The organism is bacterium (genome assembly GCA_030648955.1).
In the GTDB taxonomy this organism is placed as follows: domain Bacteria; phylum Patescibacteriota; class Minisyncoccia; order Phycocordibacterales; family JAUSHB01; genus JAUSHB01.
Window position 1 is genome coordinate 74,035 of the sequence record JAUSHB010000010.1, and the last position, 17,917, is coordinate 91,951.

The 17,917-nt window shown below is 42.2% G+C and carries 19 protein-coding genes and 4 tRNA genes; 3 read left to right on the top strand and 20 right to left on the bottom strand.

Going from position 1 to position 17,917, the window contains the following annotated elements:
• Window positions 1–7 precede the first annotated feature (7 nt).
• The 16 genes from Q7S11_02150 to Q7S11_02225 all read right to left on the bottom strand — a co-directional run bounded on the left by Q7S11_02150 (window position 8) and on the right by Q7S11_02225 (window position 11,633).
• Entirely contained in the window at window positions 8–439 is a 432-nt protein-coding gene (locus Q7S11_02150; protein ID MDO8572556.1) for a cupredoxin domain-containing protein, read from the bottom strand.
• Between the two features lie 185 nt (window positions 440–624).
• Complete coding sequence (locus Q7S11_02155; GenBank protein MDO8572557.1) at window positions 625–3,111, bottom strand: cytochrome c biogenesis protein CcdA; 2,487 nt, start codon at window positions 3,109–3,111, stop codon at window positions 625–627.
• 8 nt (window positions 3,112–3,119) lie between these two features.
• The gene (locus tag Q7S11_02160; GenBank protein ID MDO8572558.1) at window positions 3,120–3,383 is read right to left on the bottom strand and encodes a thioredoxin family protein; all 264 of its coding nucleotides are present in this window, start codon (window positions 3,381–3,383) and stop codon (window positions 3,120–3,122) included.
• A gap of 218 nt (window positions 3,384–3,601) precedes the next feature.
• The gene (locus tag Q7S11_02165; protein MDO8572559.1) at window positions 3,602–3,823 is read right to left on the bottom strand and encodes a hypothetical protein; all 222 of its coding nucleotides are present in this window, start codon (window positions 3,821–3,823) and stop codon (window positions 3,602–3,604) included.
• A gap of 96 nt (window positions 3,824–3,919) precedes the next feature.
• Window positions 3,920–4,993, bottom strand: a complete 1,074-nt coding sequence (locus tag Q7S11_02170; protein ID MDO8572560.1) for a CapA family protein — start codon at window positions 4,991–4,993, stop codon at window positions 3,920–3,922.
• 37 nt (window positions 4,994–5,030) lie between these two features.
• Entirely contained in the window at window positions 5,031–5,222 is a 192-nt protein-coding gene (locus Q7S11_02175; GenBank protein MDO8572561.1) for a hypothetical protein, read from the bottom strand.
• A gap of 20 nt (window positions 5,223–5,242) precedes the next feature.
• Window positions 5,243–5,313 (bottom strand) — tRNA-Pro (locus tag Q7S11_02180).
• Window positions 5,314–5,560: 247 nt separating this feature from the next.
• Window positions 5,561–5,631, bottom strand: a tRNA-Pro gene (locus tag Q7S11_02185).
• Window positions 5,632–5,785: 154 nt separating this feature from the next.
• Complete coding sequence (locus tag Q7S11_02190) at window positions 5,786–6,550, bottom strand: PD-(D/E)XK nuclease family protein (protein ID MDO8572562.1); 765 nt, start codon at window positions 6,548–6,550, stop codon at window positions 5,786–5,788.
• A gap of 154 nt (window positions 6,551–6,704) precedes the next feature.
• Window positions 6,705–6,899, bottom strand: coding sequence for a DUF5678 domain-containing protein (locus tag Q7S11_02195; GenBank protein MDO8572563.1), 195 nt, complete (start codon window positions 6,897–6,899; stop codon window positions 6,705–6,707).
• A 168-nt stretch (window positions 6,900–7,067) separates the two neighbouring features.
• Window positions 7,068–7,790, bottom strand: a complete 723-nt coding sequence (locus Q7S11_02200; protein ID MDO8572564.1) for a peptidoglycan recognition family protein — start codon at window positions 7,788–7,790, stop codon at window positions 7,068–7,070.
• Window positions 7,791–7,792: 2 nt separating this feature from the next.
• Window positions 7,793–7,864, bottom strand: a tRNA-Val gene (locus Q7S11_02205).
• 37 nt (window positions 7,865–7,901) lie between these two features.
• Entirely contained in the window at window positions 7,902–8,612 is a 711-nt protein-coding gene (locus Q7S11_02210) for a ribonuclease H-like domain-containing protein (protein ID MDO8572565.1), read from the bottom strand.
• Window positions 8,613–8,848: 236 nt separating this feature from the next.
• Window positions 8,849–9,634 carry a hypothetical protein gene (locus Q7S11_02215; GenBank protein MDO8572566.1) on the bottom strand — a complete coding sequence of 262 codons (786 nt, stop codon included), beginning with the start codon at window positions 9,632–9,634 and terminating at the stop codon, window positions 8,849–8,851.
• Between the two features lie 186 nt (window positions 9,635–9,820).
• The gene (locus tag Q7S11_02220) at window positions 9,821–10,771 is read right to left on the bottom strand and encodes a CAP domain-containing protein (GenBank protein MDO8572567.1); all 951 of its coding nucleotides are present in this window, start codon (window positions 10,769–10,771) and stop codon (window positions 9,821–9,823) included.
• A 10-nt stretch (window positions 10,772–10,781) separates the two neighbouring features.
• On the bottom strand, window positions 10,782–11,633 hold the full coding sequence (locus tag Q7S11_02225; protein ID MDO8572568.1) for a class I SAM-dependent methyltransferase: 852 nt from the start codon (window positions 11,631–11,633) through the stop codon (window positions 10,782–10,784).
• An 80-nt stretch (window positions 11,634–11,713) separates the two neighbouring features.
• Here Q7S11_02225 and Q7S11_02230 point away from each other — a divergent pair, with 80 nt between their 5' ends.
• Window positions 11,714–12,274, top strand: coding sequence for a hypothetical protein (locus Q7S11_02230; protein ID MDO8572569.1), 561 nt, complete (start codon window positions 11,714–11,716; stop codon window positions 12,272–12,274).
• A gap of 476 nt (window positions 12,275–12,750) precedes the next feature.
• Here the strand turns inward: Q7S11_02230 and Q7S11_02235 are convergent, their stop codons facing one another.
• Entirely contained in the window at window positions 12,751–13,563 is an 813-nt protein-coding gene (locus Q7S11_02235) for a hypothetical protein (protein ID MDO8572570.1), read from the bottom strand.
• Window positions 13,564–13,830: 267 nt separating this feature from the next.
• On the opposite strand from Q7S11_02235, the gene Q7S11_02240 reads away from it, so the two are divergent.
• Window positions 13,831–14,667 carry a deoxyribonuclease IV gene (locus Q7S11_02240; GenBank protein MDO8572571.1) on the top strand — a complete coding sequence of 279 codons (837 nt, stop codon included), beginning with the start codon at window positions 13,831–13,833 and terminating at the stop codon, window positions 14,665–14,667.
• Window positions 14,664–15,257: a uracil-DNA glycosylase gene (locus tag Q7S11_02245; protein ID MDO8572572.1), complete on the top strand. Its 594-nt coding sequence runs from the start codon at window positions 14,664–14,666 to the stop codon at window positions 15,255–15,257. The genes Q7S11_02240 and Q7S11_02245 overlap by 4 nt, the downstream gene beginning before the upstream one ends.
• Window positions 15,258–15,360: 103 nt before the next feature.
• Here the strand turns inward: Q7S11_02245 and Q7S11_02250 are convergent, their stop codons facing one another.
• The 3 genes from Q7S11_02250 to Q7S11_02260 all read right to left on the bottom strand — a co-directional run bounded on the left by Q7S11_02250 (window position 15,361) and on the right by Q7S11_02260 (window position 17,498).
• A complete protein-coding gene (locus Q7S11_02250; protein MDO8572573.1) occupies window positions 15,361–16,665 on the bottom strand; it encodes a DUF5667 domain-containing protein in 1,305 nt (434 codons plus the stop codon).
• Window positions 16,662–17,183, bottom strand: a complete 522-nt coding sequence (locus tag Q7S11_02255) for an RNA polymerase sigma factor (protein MDO8572574.1) — start codon at window positions 17,181–17,183, stop codon at window positions 16,662–16,664. Before Q7S11_02255 ends, Q7S11_02250 begins: the two co-directional genes overlap by 4 nt.
• Before the next feature lie 244 nt (window positions 17,184–17,427).
• A tRNA-Ala gene (locus Q7S11_02260) sits at window positions 17,428–17,498 on the bottom strand.
• Window positions 17,499–17,917 lie beyond the last annotated feature (419 nt).

A 17,917-nucleotide genomic window follows, 5' to 3' on the forward strand; every position in this document is an offset into this window, starting at 1 on the left:
TATTATATTACCGTGTTTCCATAAGAGATTTTATATGAAGCTTGCCCACCTGATCTATGTGGCCACGGGCATGCCCATTTACCTCCCCATCACCACATGGGACAGAGCAATAAAATGGAAATTCGCCCGGTTGTGTCGCCACAAATTGAATGTTGATGGTTGAAAGTGCCGGAATTCTTTCTGAAACGCCAAACGCGTCGATAGCAATGCCGTGGTCATAACTATCTTCGTTTACTATCTTCAACATAACTTTGTCGCCCTGATTGACGGTTATATCGTCGGGTTCAAATTTCCATTCGTCTTTCTTTGCGGTCAGAGTAAATTCGCGGACAATCCCCGTATCAAGGGGTTTCCGTTCGTCTCCTGAAAAAAAACGAAATGCGACACCAGCGCCAATGAGCACGACGAGCACTATTCCTAATGTAATGTATTTATTCATGGCTACAAAATCAAATTTTAAAAATCAAAAATTAAAGTCACAATGTAAAGATAAAAATTAAAACATTAACATGCGCCTGTTAAGTCTTATAATCCTCTTACGTTTATAATTCCGATTTTACCATTCATTACTTTTAAATTTTCAATTGTCATTTTGCATTTTGACATTTACATTTTTATTTTTTGTCATTTAACCTGCAAAAATCGATGCACCCCATAACTCAAAAGTGACATAAGAATGATCGAGCTAATAAAAAGTGTCCACCATCGTGCCTGCGGATCAACCTTGTTTGTCGATGGCACGACTGGTTTATTGACCTCTTTTGCGACCTTCACATAAAATTCAGCGCGGATTGCTTCATCGGGCGCAAGGTTTGCATCTTTGGGTCTGAACTGCGCAAAAAGTTTATACACGCCTTCCGTGGGAAAGGTAACACTGAACGGGAGTTCCGATGATTCTAGGTGGGGTTCTTCCACTCCACCATGCGCACGAGCTGTTTTTATAATTACTTCCGACAACTGGGATTCTTCTCCATCGATCATCCCGTGATGACCGTCTGAATCATCGTGTCCGGTATTGTCCGGAGTAATTTCACTACCCGGACTGGCTGCAGCGCCCGGATGAGTATGAACATACTCACTTAAATCATCTTTAACGAGCACAAGATGCATAGGTGCCCCGAGATAACTTTCAAGCTCCACGCCATTGCCATAGAGATTTTTTACCGCAAGACGAATCGTTTCTTCTCTACCCTTCACGAGCGGCGCGCCATGACTAAACGCAACTTGATAATCGCCTACCATCGTATTCGAGAGAAAATCAACAGACTGCTTTGTGGAGGATACGACACTTCCATCCTTTCCAAACACCGAAAGTTTCGTGTGACCGAATGTATAAGCAGTACCGCCCTGTTTTATATCAGACCAAATTTTATATGTTCCCCCCTCGGTGAATGTATAGAGAACCTCCCACGTTCCCGCTTTTGTTTTCTTCGGATGAAGATGGAAGAATTGCGTAAGATCGTCTCGCATACCGATGACATGAATATATTTCTCGTGCGATATTTCAAGATCGTCAACCGGCTTTCCGGACAGTTTTTCATTCACAAAAAATTGCAATTTCACCGGCACTCCCACACCCGGATTCTTTGGAGCGATACTATTAACCACAAGACCTTCGATAATTTCTCCTTCTTCACGTAATTGCGCGCTCGCGGACATTATATGGTCGTTTCCCATCATCATATCCCCATCGGTCATCACGTGACCGCCCGCTGTTGCATTTGAGTCTATGGAATTTCCGACATCATCGTGCCCGTGAGGCATGCTTTCATCAAGAATAACGGGAGTTTTTTGGTCGGCAGTTTGAGTATTGTCTTCTTCTCCCATTACATGCGAAGTATCATTGGCGTCGAGAACTGAGTTTCCTGTCGAATCGTGTCCGTGAGGCATATTCTCGTCAATCGTGACCCCCATATGTCCGCCTTCAAGCGCTTCGTGTTTAAGAAAATTATGCGGAAGTATGTAGATAAAAATAAGTGCCAACACTATGGTGAGGGTGGTGAAGAATTTTTCACGGGACATTAAAAGACCGTGCTCCGCATCTTTTTCCTTGACTTGATTCGCCTCGGGAATCATACTGACACGATTCTTTTCCCTAAACCACCACCACCAAATAGGGAATACCCACAAAAACACCAAGAACCAATTGCCGAGCCAGAGCGGGAGACCAAAAAGTCCTGTCCCCACTTCCATGCCATGGTCATGAGTTACCGCACTGCCAATATTTTGCTTAACGATATTAAGAAGTGATTCTTCTTGGGTTAGCTTTTCAAGCCCTGTATGAATCCCGGAGTTCACCCACCAATCGTGACTGAAAAGTCCGAGAGTGAGGATAAATCCAGCGACAAAAACCATCGCCCAGCCAGTAATTCGTTCAACTTTATCCTTTCGCGCAATAATCCATGAAAGCCCGTTGACTCCCATAATACCAAGAAGTGCAAGGAAAATAAGGGGTAATACTCGCCCAATCGCATGAACAAGGAAAAGCATCCATCCGTAGAGAACGTCTCCACTTGAAGCGATCTCAACCAAGATAAGTGGCGTTGCGGGATGTGGACATCCGATGCCGACATTACCCAAGAAAAGTCCGAGAAGAAGCGCCTTGAGATAATCTTGTTTCTTTTGAATGAACGCCGGAGCTGCGCCAGTATAGGTCGGCATTCGGAATTTCATAAGGCCGATTTCGCTCAATGCAAAGACAAGCGCGAACATTCCGGCAATAAAGTACACCCAGTTTTTAATAGTTTCGGCGGCATCAGAGCCGAGCGCACCGATGGCAGCCTTTCCAAAAAGCGCGGCGGCAACTCCGTAAAGACTTAGGGTAATCGCTATACCAAGCCCGAATGAAAGCGCCATACCAAGACCTTTCACAATTCCACGTCCCATAGAGAGCGGCACAATGACAAACGCGAGCGGCAAGGTGCACGGCAACACAATCATGGAAAGCCCGGCCGCAAAACTGAAGATCCACCAGAATAGTCCGAGGTTATTCGGATCTCCTGCCACAACGGTTCCCTTATACGAAAAAAGCCAAAATAGACCTAGTGCGATAACTGCGAACAATACAATAGCGAGAAAAATAACAATCTTCTTAGAAACTTTTGATTCCATAAAATAAATTATTTTGAAAGTTCTGTGATGTACGTAATAAATTTTTCTTTATCAAACCCTCCTGTCGCCCATAATTCCCCGTTTATGATAATCCCTGGTGAAGCAAATATCATATATTTCTGCGCAATCTCTTGCCCTTCTGAATCCATGATACTTACATTTTTGTAAGAAACGTTAGGCCAGTCTTTCTCCACTGAATGCCAAAATTCCTCAAATGCCTTGCAGTTGTGACAACCCGGCGATGATAATTCCTCAAGAGTGATTGGTTTCATTATGTAGTGCGAAAATCAAACTCGCCGGTTTTTTAAAACATTTAAAGATATCACGTGGGTACAACAATAGTATATCAATTAAACAGAAGCTTAAGAAATAAAGTTATCCACAAAGTGCCTACCTGCACCCAACCATACCACCGAGGATGTTAAACAAACGTGACACACTTTGGTGCGCGTGACAAAAGTCCCCTGCCACGCGCACCAGACACAATCCCCTAACTAAGTTTCTTCAACTCGTCTCCATATTTCCCCATGACTTCTGTGGCGGCGGACATTTGTTCTTGTCCCCCTTTAACTTTTTGTTCAATTTCCGAAGCAATGGTCTGAAATAGGGTTGGATTTTCTTTAACGATCTTGATGATCCTGTTAATTTCTTCATCGGGAACATCACCCAATTTCGATTTGATTAATTTTTTTAATAAAAATTCTTGAAACATATTACAAGATATCTTATCACAATCTTAAAAATTCAATAGCCCCGCTGCGCAATAATTTTTCGTCATGGCAATAGAAAAGGTTATTACACAGCGGGTTTAATAACCTAAATCCATAAAACTTGGCTGAAACGTCCGATTAAAGGAAACGCCGATAGTTTTAATCCCGCTTATCTTTTTATCATGTATCGTTACTTCGAGGATAAGTCCCTTATTTGTATCTTCTGAAAAATTTTGATCGAATATAAAATTACCCAAGCTATACGCGATATATCCGCCGCGATATTCTTCAACTTCCTGCACCACATGTGGGTGATGTCCAACAATAAGCGACGCTCCAGCATCGATTGCACCATGCGCAACTCGTTCCTGAAAATCATTGTGCTTTGTTTCGTACTCATCGCCCCAATGCAGTGACACCACGACAATATCCGCGAGAGTTTTTGCGATTTCTATGTCACGCTTCATAACTTTTTCGTCAAGATATGAAATTGCCGGAACAGAATCCTCTGCTCCCCGCGAACGCGGAAGAAGATTTGTGTATCCCAAGAATGCCACCTTAGTGCCTTTTACATCTCGTATCACAGGACGATGTGCATCTTCAAAATTAATTCCGCCACCGACCGCGTCAATCTCCGAAAGACGCAGTACGGCAAGCGTGTCGAGAAATGCGTTACGTCCATAATCAAAAATATGATTATTGGCGACTGAAAGCACGGTGAAATTGGAATCAGTGAGACTTTGAGCGGCATAGGGGTCCGCATTAAATGAATAGATGCTTCCTTGGTTTTGTCCGCGTCCGGAAATCGGACCTTCTAGATTTCCGAACACGAGATCGGCTTTTTGTAAGTATTCTCTCACGTGCTTAAATGGATAAAGCCAATTATTTTGCTTCGCCATAATTTCCCCGATACCTCGTGAAAGCATAATGTCGCCCACAAATACCATTGTTCCATGGTTATTATTATTCACGAGATTGATGTCTGGTAATTCAATAGACTGTAGTTGCTCTTGAGTAACTTCCTCAACCGTCTCATTCGACAAAAGAACATTCGCCTGTTGTCCACCGATAGATAAACTTGCTGATATCGCACTTAAAGACAACCACACGGCAAGTAATGAAAATATGATTCCGGTGTATTCAATTAATCGGATAACTTTTTTGTAGAACATATCCATGACGTATCTTCTTGATAAATAACGCGGGAAGTCATTGTGGTGTTTCCCGTCTCTTAAAATAATTTTTTACTCTTGCTTTTAATATCGGGAAACGATCTTTTAATAATCCCACACCCGCAACTTCTAGGCCGAGGAATATAATAATACTTCCAGGAATAATAGGAACGACGAGCGCCACGAGACCCGTTAGAATGAGCACAATACCAAGTATTTTTTTTGCCATAAATATTTTGAACTTTTTTGTCGGGACGCCGAGAATCGAACTCGGACCGCATCCACCCCATGGATGTATACTACCACTATATTACGTCCCGCTTAAGTAATGACATCTTTTAATATTGAAATGTGCCTCGCCACGATACAAACTTTATTTACCTACTTGTCCCTCCTTCTGGTCGGTCTGCTAGGAATCAAACATGGTCTTCAAAAATTTCTTATGGAAACTTCCGCGGAAGTCCCCGGGACTTCTGGTCGAACATTTTATCGGGGTACAGAGAATCAAACCCTGTCTTCACTTGCCGGCAGGCAGGCGCACCTTCACCCCCACACCAATTTTTTCTTTCGGGACACTGGGAATCGAACCCAGTCTTCACGCACCCGAAGCGTGTGTACTACCGGTATACTATGTCCCGGCAAATTGGTGTGGGGGTGTGGCATGCATACTACCGGCATACTATACCCCGATAAAATGTTCGACCCCGAAGCGCACGTACCACCAGTACATGCCTATCCGGCAGGCATGTACCAACAGCTCGCTTTCTCAATAGCGTGCTTATAGTATTATCATTATTTCTTCTTGTGCTCAAGTTGCACATCACGCGCCGCTTCACGGTATGCGCAATATTCACATCCATCCCCTACCTTGGGAATTGCGTCACTCTCTAAGCACTCCTTGATATTCGTGATTGTTTTCTCCACCCAAGAATCGTCACCCTTGTAGGTAATCAACGTGACATCAAATTCAAGTTTTCCATCAAACGCTTTTTTGTCTTTAATGCCATTTGCGTACACAAAATATCCGGTATTGGAAACCTTAAAATCATTTTTTCGTAAAAGCCACTGATAGATTTCCATTTGCCGCTTGTATCCGTCATGCCAATCTTGATCAAGGGCGGTAATTTCTTCGTCTTTGCTCGTCGCCTTGTAATCAACGACAATAAGTTCTCCGTTTGGATTCACCCAAATATCATCCACCGCGCCAGAGATTGTAAAACCTGTTTTCTCGTGAAAATGTTCAACACCTTTAAAATTTTCTCGCCATGTATCAAGGTCTTTGTGCACAAAGGGAACTGCGTCTACGCCATAATGCTTCATCAATGGGTGTGCGGTTTTTGCGACACGGTGAATATCAAATTCTTTTTTAAGAAGATGGTCGACGGCACTATTGAGATTAAAAGGAAATCCTGGCGGGCGTGCTGTACCAAGCTTGTTGTCGATATAAAAACAACGAGGACAATTAACAAAAAGATCTATTTTTGAGCGCGAAAGACGCCATCTGGGTCCGCCATAATTCCAGTCGGGTTTTCGATGTGGTTTATAAAATTGTGACATACTTTAGTGTACCACAAAGTCGTAGAGCGTATAACGTGGAGCCTAAAAAAGCTTCGGTAGTTTCGTGAGCTTCAAGAGCTTTGGCGGGTTAAGGTCTGACCTTGGGAATTTTAAAAAGGTCAGACCTTTGTTTTAATTTTTGCGTACCTAAATTTCATAATGCGCCGACGTATGAATCGAGAGTTTTAGGTACATGCATAAGAAAGGGCGTCTTGCTTGTTTTCTTTTTTGCCTTTGACACCGCCTCTTTTACTGTGGCACCAAAGCCAAGCACGGTTAATTCGTCCTCTCCAAGAGCCACCCACAATCCTTTATATTTCTTATAGAGTTTTGACCAGTCTTTTGCCATATAAATCATTATATTCAAAATAGAATTAATTACAACATCGGACGTTTCCTGCTGGAAAATTTCGCTTTCACGACGCGATTCTTTGTGTTGAATCGAAAATGCGACGGCGTGCGATACGCGGGTCTCCCCTTTTTTCCTCCAACCTTTGCGTGATTTTTCATTGATACTTTAAATGATTTCTAATAAATTTCCCTTCCATCCATCTAGAAATAAATTACCAGGGCATGTTTTCTTCGGATTGATTTCCCTATGTCCGAAAATTCTTTTTTTATCAACATTGCCATAGTTTTCTTTAATGATTTTAGCAGTCGCCGAAAGGACAACGTCTGATGGAGAAGAGTTTTCGTAATTATTATCTAAACAGATTGCAACACTCCGACAATTTACTTCCCAATTTCCAGCATGCCATCCAGTTTCATTATCCGGCAATAAGCGTTCAACATCTCCATTCATGCGAACAAGCCAGTGATAAGCATAAAAAACTTGTTTACCATCACGAAAATGATTTGAGTAAATCGGTTGACCTTTAATGTATTTATCCGGTTCATATGTCGGTGACGCGTAATACAACGCGTAAAGACGAATGAGGTGCATTGCGCTTAATCTTTGCTGGGTGATATTAGGGTTGCCTCTCGTATGGTGAATTACAACAGTATCGATTGGTTTTCGTTCTTGATCCCAGTTAGGCCCTTGCCTGCCAAGCATTATGTCACCGTTTGCTAAATGATTTTCAAAAAATGAATAAACCTCGTCCTTAATTTCTTGAGTAATCTTTCCATTCCCCTCTTGAGCTTTTTTGTTTAGATTCAAGAGGTCTTCAGCAAGAAAAAGATACCAAGTATGCCGCTTGATAGCTTCGGTCCATTTTTGTTCATCAAAATACTTTGCCATAGTGCGTCTTGTAGGGATTGAACCTACGACCTCTCCCGTGTGAAGGGAGCGCTCTACCACTGAGCTAAAGACGCCTTTTTCACTTACGCTCTACGTTCCACGCTTTACGCTCTACGCCCTAATATATTTCTCCCACGTATCATAAAGTTCTTTCGTCGCCTTAAGATCACCGGCATTATATCGCGCAATATCGATATATCGTTTTTCTTTAAAGAGCCTTCCGATATCCTCCCCGCCGATCCCTTCCGACTTGGGGCTTTTGATGCCGAACGCTCTGCACCACAGATGAAGATTCCCTTTTTTTCGCACCGCCCCGTAAAACGTAAGCTGGTCGAGGAGGTCAATGTGCCGTGCATGCGGTTTCTGACTTCTCAAGAACCTACTCGCCATTAAATCTTTTGTTGCTTTGACCCCATGAGCCGCAGAACGAACTAAAAGAAACGGGACATCAAAACCTCTGCCGTTAAAACTTATAAATTCATCGTAGTGTTTCGCTCCATCCCAAAAATGCTCCAGCATTTCTTGCTCGGTCATCTGCTTGAACGAAACGCCATTTTCTTCAAAAGATTTGATGGTTTCCCCGAGTGCTTGAAAATATACCGCTCCTTTATTTTTTTCGCAATCAAAGACGCCGAGCGCGGCAATCTGCCCCGTAAGCGGAGAAAGTCCGAGACCGCTTTTAATTTCTGCAAGTGCCAATTCATACGCCTCGTCACTCCGCACTTCTTTTTTTATCCAACGCGTCAAAACATCACGCGTCGTTTCATCCAACGCATCAAAATCTTCCCCGACGGTTTCAATATCAAATACAAGCCTTGCCATTACTCCATTGTACACACAAAGAATTCTGTAGCAAAACCCCCACACCTTTCAGGGTATCGTTGCCCCACGTTTTCGTGACATAATTACCAACATTCATCAATACATGGAAGAAACAATCTTGGATATTGAATGCAGTTCGTGCAACAAAAACACAATACTCTGAAAGGTGTGGGGGAAAGAAAAAAGCGTCCGTGGTAGCGGACGCTTTTGTGAAAAAAAATCTGATTGTTACATCTTTAGACCACTGATTCCGACTGCTCGTTAACTCCGAGATCTGTTGGAATAATTCCCGCAACAACGATATCCATAGAAGAAGCTCTTGGGGAAAGATTTTTTGTGATCAAAACCCAATGACCTGCATAAATAAATATCTCCTCCATCTGTTGAAGTTTTTTTTGCGCAATATCTCCTTTGTACCGCGAGGAAAATGTCGCAATAGCATCCTTATAGTTTTGAACCTCCTTCTCTTTTTCAATAAAAGCGAACTTTCGTTTTCCTATGGATCCATCCGTCGAACGTACTACGAATTTAACCACAAAACCATTGCATTGCTGAGGAGTGGGCTCCTTGTTGGAAGATACGAAAAATTCTAAGCTTTTTATTATCTCCTGGGCAAGTGCATGGGCAAGCTTTTCCGAAACATTGCTCATGGGAACAACCCGGACTCGCGGATACGTTGAATGAGGCGCGACACCCTCTTGCTCTTGGTGTGGCTCACAGAGTTCTCCATCTCGGCAATAATAGGAAACCCCATCAACATTACCCAACATAGAAAAAACTTTGGGTAAGGGTGTGGATGGAGGTCTCTTTTTCGAATGTTGAGAACTACTGCCAGAACTGAATTTATCAATGTACGCCACTTCGATGTCGAGATATCCCGTTAGATTCCTTATGAACTGAAAAAGGAGGTTGGCTATTGGTTGTTTGCCTTCCTCCTCTGGTCGCTGCTCATTCTCGAGAACGTTTTTCAATCGCTCTTGAAATGAGCGTAAGATCACTTCTGTTCCTTTGACTATTGGCACTGTTGAGCTCCTTGGTGATTGTTGTCTTAAGATTTTGGTCAGATTTTTAAAGAACTCTTGAATCTGTCCGAATACACTATAAACGATTTTTTAGTGTATGTCAATTTCGCATAGATAAAATTTGTTTAAAAAAATATTAAATACCACAGACTCTTATTAAAAACTTCTGATAAAAGTTAAGTTGAGCTATTTTGTTATACACTCATTAAACAGCCTTACTTGGGCGTTGTAATTATCAACAAACGCACGAGTTGCTTCAATGAGTTGATTATACGATGGGATGAGAGAATTATATTCATTAACTTTTTTATTGTATTCATTCCCATACTTTGGTTGCATGGAATCTATTTCTTGGCGATAGACATTAAGGGATGTTTGGAGGGATTCGGTTTGTCGTTTATTGTTTTCAATGGATTGCTTGATCGACGGATCGATGCTGGGACAGGAAGAAAGTGGTTTACCAAATTCTTGTACAGCAATCCAAACTTCCTTGCCCTCAAATATTCCCTTCTTCGTAAACACGCCAATCTCTTCTAAGCGAGTATTGAGAATATTGGCGCGATGGCCAGGACTATTCATCCAAGCAACAACAACCGCCCGATCATCTTTAAAGTTTCCCAACGCAAGATTTTCTCCTACTAGGATGTAAGCATACCCCACAGATTCCGCAAGATTATCTACATTTACCCCCGAAGGCGAAACATGTTCGAAGTATTGTTTTACAAACATATCATTCACCTTTACCTCCGCTGAAGTATTGAGTTTTGAATTTTCTGAAAGCATTGAAAGTCCTTGCGTGATACGTTCATTATTTGTCTGATCAATAATACCCATTCGAGTAAGCTCTGATTGATTTTCACCTAAAATCGCATCGTGAATAACCTTAAGTGGTCCCGGCGCGCTTACTTTTTTCTCCGCACTTATTTTTGTGGTAGTTGGAATAGGGGTAGTATTTTCTTTTTTTACTACTTCCCGAGTTGTGGTTTGTGTTGAAGAAAAAGAGGGCTCCGCAACCTCTTCCTGCGTAAAAAACGTTTTGGTCATACAATCAATATTTCCACACCCACTTTGGTACAACATGCCACCACCCCAGACAATCGTTGCAAGCGCTATGGTGGTAATAAAAAACTTTATCATAATTGAAGTATTAAAGTTTTTTAATTTCAAGACAAAGGAAGAGGGGGATTTCTTTGCGCGCGTGATCCTCCGCGATCGCGCGGGGCCCTTTCTCGCTTTTCCTGTGCGATATCCATTCTTCCAGTCGTGTTACCGCGAATCCGTTCTTAAAAAACTTTTTGAAATAAAATTGAAGTGAGCGATGAAACGAAATAGTGTGAACGCTTGTTCGGGCTCCGGGATTCATGACAATTTTTGATGTTACTTCGGAAAGATACCGGTCTACACGTCGATATTGCATTCCTACCTGCGCCGCAGAGCCATCTGCCTGTGCCGACACGGCAGACAGGCGCGTCGCCTGCCCGTGCTCATTTGGCAGGCGAGCGGCAGGCAGGTTCAATTTCTGGTCCCACCCCCAGCTGCTTTCTTTGGGTATGCGAAACGCAGGATGATTCATCGCAATAAAAAATCTTCCGTTTTGCTTAAGCACACGCCCACATTCTTTGAGCACTCCGTCTATGTTTTCAATATTCTGGATTGCAAGTACCATCACAATAATATCAATAGAATTATTCTTTAGAAACGAGAGATTGTCGGCCGGAGAAACTTCAAATTGAATACCTTTGGGAGAGTGCGTACGTGCAAGGGTGATCAATTCCTTGGAAATATCGGCGCCAATGACATGCGCTCCCAGTTTTGATAGTTCCCGAGAAAAAAACCCTTGCCCGCATGCAAGGTCAAGCACTGTTTCGCCTCTTTTAACGTCCATGAGCCGTAAGAGGTTTGGTAAAATGACCTTTTTTTGATAAGTATCTTCTCCCCGCTCGATAAGTTTGTCGTACCATCCCGAAACATGCCCCCATGAAGTTTTCTTTTTTATCATTGTAAAGAAATTGTATCATAAAGATAATCATTATGATAAAAAACTGTACTCGAAGCTAATATTCGCTATAATTTAAAAGTATGTTTTTATTACCCCCACTTTTATTTTTTACGCTTTTAGTACTTGTAGCACTTATTATTACTACTATCTTTTTTTTCCTATTTTCTGTAAGAGATAAAATTATTATCGACGTTCCATTTGTCCCTGTTCGGAAACGAGCAGTTATACAAATCGTGAACGCGCTTCATTTGTCACAAGGGAGCATTCTTTACGATCTTGGATGCGGCGATGGTCGCGTACTCATTGAAGCGGTTAGGCGTACATCAGAAATATCGGGAGTAGGCATAGAGAATGGTATCATCCCGTTTCTCGTCGCAACTATGCGTACACGAAAACTCTCTATCGGTATACATTACGAAAATATTTTTGATGCGAATATTACTCAAGCAACACACCTATTTTGTTATCTCTCTCCACAAGTTCTAAAAAAACTTGCTCCAAAAATTCTCCGAGAATGCAGAGCTGGTACTCAGATTGTTTCATGTGATTATAAATTTCCTAATTGGATACCCATCGACACCATCTCTATTGCAACAAAAGATGACCAACTTGCTCGCATGTTATATGTTTACGTAATATAAAAATACCATTCCAACATAACTCCCATGAAAAGAAAAACCCTCTGTGGTTTTATTACGAGAGGGTTCATGAAGTGGGTATTATTTTCAGTTATTAATATGACCTATATTTTTGACTCTGCTCCCACCACATTCGGGACAGTGTCCATTATCTGGATCACAATATTCTTTCCACAGTGTGGACACTTTGTATACTCACCACTTGTCGACTCTTCGTCACTGGCACTGTCGGAGTCAATATATCCAACTTGATTCATCTCACGACTCCCACATTTGGGACAAGAACCATTGTCTGGATCACATTCTTTGCAGTGCACACAACCGCAATCACCACACGACCAAATTTGATCGCCATCAGTCTCATTATCGCAATGAGGGCATTTTGAATAAGTAGACGTTGACATCATTACCTCCTATAGTTAGATTACCCGAACGCTCACCAAGTCGTGCTAGCACGAGAAGGGTAGAAATATACAAACCTAAGTTAGCAACTTACGCAAAGCAGGTTCTTCTGTAACCGCATGTGCAAATCCAAATACAGCAAATATTGATTTTCCTAAATTCCAATATTCCTCTATCTTTGAAATTATATTTACGTCCCGAAAGGCGCTACTTGCCCGTGCAACTTTGTTTACTACTGACTCTTCTGTCGTAGGATTGAGTATTTTTTTTATGTAGTCTATATCTTGTTCATCAAATTCAGAGTGGAATATTTTCCTATGAATAGATCTCATATTTTCTAGAGAGAAATCAAAGTCTCTCCATTCATCATCTACTCCTTTTCTTAGTTCTTGTTTATATCTATCTAAGTGGTCTGCGAAGTTTACATCAGACGTTTTTCTTACTTCATGCCAACTAGGTATAGTTCTAGCAAAATAATAATATTGTATTTCTTCTTTTGTAAACTCTTTTAGCAACTCTTTTCGTTCAGTGTTTCTGTCTGGTTCGGGGCAAACTATTTCAATAGTGGCTTGATTAGCAAGGTAAGTAATAAATCCACTCTCAGAATCTTTAAGAATCGCTTCTTCTTTTGTTGAACGCACAGTTCGTAAACCTCCTTCAACAAACACTACCCTATTTTCTTCTCCTGTTTTCTTCAAGAATTGTTCCCATTCTTTTTCTAAAATTATAAATTGTTCGTTATTGGACTCGCGTGAGTGTGTACTACCAAAATACACCAAAGATTGTTCGGGTTTATTAATAGCAAAGACATAAGGTCTAGGTTTGTTCTTGATGTCCTCCCAGTCATCATAAGAATGAATTAAGGATTTTATTTCTTCGAGGCTACCCATGCCATAATTTTACTCTAAAATTATATTTATACCTATTTTCATAGTCGTACGAGAAGCGTTAAAAATGTATACTAGAAATTACCAAACGAGGCTTTCAGGGTAAGGAACCAAGAAGTTCTATCACGAGAAGGCTCGGGCGAGCGACTGTAATAATTTAAAGAGCTATATGTTCACAACATTAGCATATTTTTTATGGTCTGTCAAATTTCACGCAATATGATAATGGTTTGGATTGTTTCATCAAAAATTGAATGATAAGATGTCGAAATGAACATCGGATGTCACGTATCAGCGGCGGGAGGAATTTTTAACGCTCCGCAAAGAGCACACGACTGGGGATGCGAAGCATTCCAGGTATTTTCTCGTTCTCCACAAGGAGGCAAAGCACCAGAGCTAACGCCAGAAGTGGTGAAAAAATTCAAAGCGGAAATGAAAAAGCATGGCATCAAGAATTTTTATATCCATACTCCGTATTACATAAATTTTGCGTCCGCCAACAACCGTATCAAATACGGCTCCGGAAGTGTGGTGCGGGACGAGCTCGAACGCGGATCTCTTCTGGGCGCGCGCTATGTGATGACCCATCTCGGCTCGGCAAAAGAACTTGGTAAAAAAGAAGCTCTGGCGCAAACCATTGAAATGCTCAAGAAATCACTCGATGGATATACGGGGACAACAAAACTGCTTATTGAAAACAGCGCTGGTGCTGGGGAAATCATTGGTGATACTTTTAGCGAGATCGCCGAGATTATTGGCGGCGTTAGTCATCCTGCACTTACCGGAATATGTCTCGATACCCAACACTCATTTGCGTCTGGCTACGATTGGCGCACTAAAAAAACATTTACGGAGGCGATCGAAGAAGTTGAGCGCACGATCGGCATCAAAGCAATAAAAATGATGCATGCAAATGACAGCAAGGTAGAATTCGGTGCCCATAAAGATAGGCATGAGCATATTGGCGATGGTCATATTGGTTTGGCGGGATTTAAACTTATTACTCCATTCGCGAAGAAACACAACATAGATATGATGCTTGAAACGGAATACGATAAAGTTGAGAAAGATATAAAAATTCTTAAAAAATTTCGAGGAAAAGAATGAACAACCTTGGAGAAAAAGAGGTTCGCCTCAAAGAAATCAATGAGCGATGGACCAAGGAATGTACATGCACGCTCCGCTTAACCGCAACGCAAGCAGTTCCCGGAGATGGAAGTGCGAATGCGGATATTGTGTTTATCGGCGAAGGTCCTGGGCGGGATGAAGATCTGCAGGGGAAACCGTTTGTCGGCGCTGCAGGAAAATTTTTAAATGAGATGCTCCAAGCGATCAATCTTAAGCGCGAAGGTGTGTATATCACCAACGTGGTCAAATATCGCCCGCCCAATAACCGCGACCCGCTTCCCGAAGAAGCAACGGCGTGTTATCCGTGGCTTTTTGAGCAGATCAATCTCATTGATCCAAAACTTATCATTCTCTTGGGGCGACACGCGCTGGAACGATTTTTCCCGGGAGAAAAAATATCTCTCGTCCATGGGAAAATTTTACGCAGAGAAGTAACAGGAATGGGGGTGAGAAATTTTTACGCGCTCTACCACCCCGCCGCAGCGCTCTACAATGGTGGTATGCGCGGAACATTGCTCGAAGACTTCAAAAAAATTCCGAAAGTCCTCAAAAAGATCGATTCGAGGTAGAAACACAAAAACCTTATTTTCTGAAAATAAAAACACGCGAGGATATATTTTATCCTCGCGTGTTTTTCTCGTTAATTATAAGAGTACGTTAGTTATAAGAGTATTAGAGCCCAAGATTAATATTGCTTTTAATTTCAATTTTTCCACGGACCCCTCCATCAACCCGTGATTCGGTTTTTATTTCCGTTTTTATTTCTTCATCTCTACTATGGGAATCCCCATCATCACCCATCCCTCCATTTGCACGCATACCAGAATTCACCCCTGATGAGTTTTCTTTTTCGTTGCGCTCATTGTCTTTATTGTCTCCCTTGCGATCCGATGTTGTTGTACTGTTGTCTTCATCTTCATCGTCTGATTCATGAAGATTCACACTAAATTCCCCAGTGAATTCCTCTTCGAGATCGGCAAGACGTTTTGCCTGTTGCGCAAGTTGCATTGTTTGCTTGAAAGCATAGAACGCATCTGCGTAAACTCCGGCAGTGAACGATATTTCTCCTTGCGCAAATACTCTCTGTGCCTCGGCAAATTTTACCTGCGCCGTAGTGGTTGCTATTCCTGTGGTTGAGCTTCCTAATTTACGTGCAACTTCGGCAAGTTTATTTTGAGCCGCATTCTTTTTTCCTTCCGCCGCCTCGCGAGTTATCGATGGAGTCGATGATGCGTTCATCATTACTGTTGTAGTGCCCATTAAGAGAGCTTTCATTGCCATGCGATTTCCATCTTCGTCGTCATCGTCATCTTCAGATTCCATTTTTGCAAGAACAACGCCGAGAGCATCAATAGAGCGCACTGAACCCGTGTTGTGTTCTTTTTCTTTCTCTTTCTTTGCTTTTGCGAGCACGGCACTGTGTGCGCTTAACACAGAACTAAGATCAACTTTTATTTCAGATGCTCCGTCTTCATCATGAGATTTGAGAGTTGCAAGTTTTGCCCGCGCATCCTTGATACGATTCTCAAGATTCGTAGCCACACTCGCTTCTGTATCAGCATCGAGCGTGCCTCGTACCGCAAGTTTCCCCGCCTCTTCAAGCCTGCGATTCGCAAGTTCTACGGCAAGTTCTGCTTTTAATTTATCTGAAAACGCAACCGCAACGCGCGCATTTTCGTTTACATACACCTTCACCGGATATAGTGCATCTCCAGGAATTGTATTCTCGGCTGCAAACGAAACGCTTCCTCCCATCACCAACGCAATAATAAGTCCTATGATCATAGCTTTATATGTTAAAAACTTTATTTTAATAATATCCCGACTTGGTTTAATGTAAAGACGTGAATTTTCTATATCTCTTACCGGATGAGCTTCCATGAACTGAGCAAGGGTGCGACGCATTGAATCACGCTCACGTGTTGTGAATTTTACATTACGCACAATATTGATCCACGGTGATTTTTTGTTGTTCATACTGTTTCTTCAATACCTAAATTCTTTCTCAATATCTTAAGTCCGCGATGAATCCGCACCGAGATCGCATTTTCAGACTCGCCGACCAGTTCCGCAACTTCTTTCACAGGAAGCTCGTCTATATAGCGAAGAAGAAGCACCTCGCGATAATTATCCGGCAATTCATGCATTGCTTTCGTCACAATCCGTGTGTCGCTTTCGACAAGAATGTGACTGTCGCCCATAACCGGAGGATCAAATCCTTCTTCTTTAAGTGCCTCAAGCGAAAAAGATTTTTTCTTTCTTCCCCGGTATTCATCGATAATGAGATTTCGCAAAACATGGAACACGAGTGCTCTCATATTGCGCACTTCATTTCCTTCTGCAATGTATTCCCATACTTTCATGAATGTTTCTTGAGTGAGATCTTTGGCACGTTCTGAATCAGATATACGAAAGGTGCAGTGTTGGAGCACTGAATTTGAAAACTCATCGTATGCGGCAAGAAATTGTTCTTGCGGTCTCAATTGTTTCGGCATGCTCCTTCGTAAGTTAAGACGATATTATGGGGTGTATATTACACCAAAAATGCGAGGATGTCTTATGGTGGACTCACAGAGAATCGGCCACAGTTTCTAAACTCGTTTCACTCGTTAAGAACTGCCGGCCCCAGCTCGCTGTCGCTTCGCGACATACTCCGCCGTTCGACTCCCCGCGCGAACCAAGCAGTTGGTTCGCTGTTCGTCTGGATTCGGACAACCCGCCCCGTTAGAAATAAGCCAGTGGACTCGACGAGAATCGAACTCGTGTCTCCGCAATGCGAATGCGGCGTATTACCACTATACTACGAGCCCATAAATTTCTAACGGGGGGAATGCTCGCGTAACCTGCCTGCCGGCAGGCAGGTACCACTTTACTATGAGCCCAAGTGGGGATAGGGAATATCCTAACATATTTTTTCTAAGGTCGGACATATATCAACTTTTGATATGTGTCCACCATATTTGTGTGGTCAGGGATATTTTGTGCGTCGTCACGCACAAAATTCCACGACCCTACCTCGCCCGTTTTTACTGCCGTAAAAACATTGCTCCGCTTTCCACAAAAGTACAAAATTTAAAACCGTCCTTAGGCGGTTAAATTTTGTGGGCCATCGTAGAGGACGTTAGAACCGTGATACGTAATAGTACAGAGTATATTCATATACCAAAAATTTCTCCGCCGGAGGAATCAGGACACTCCCCTACGATCTTGTGATTCACTTTAACAAAGA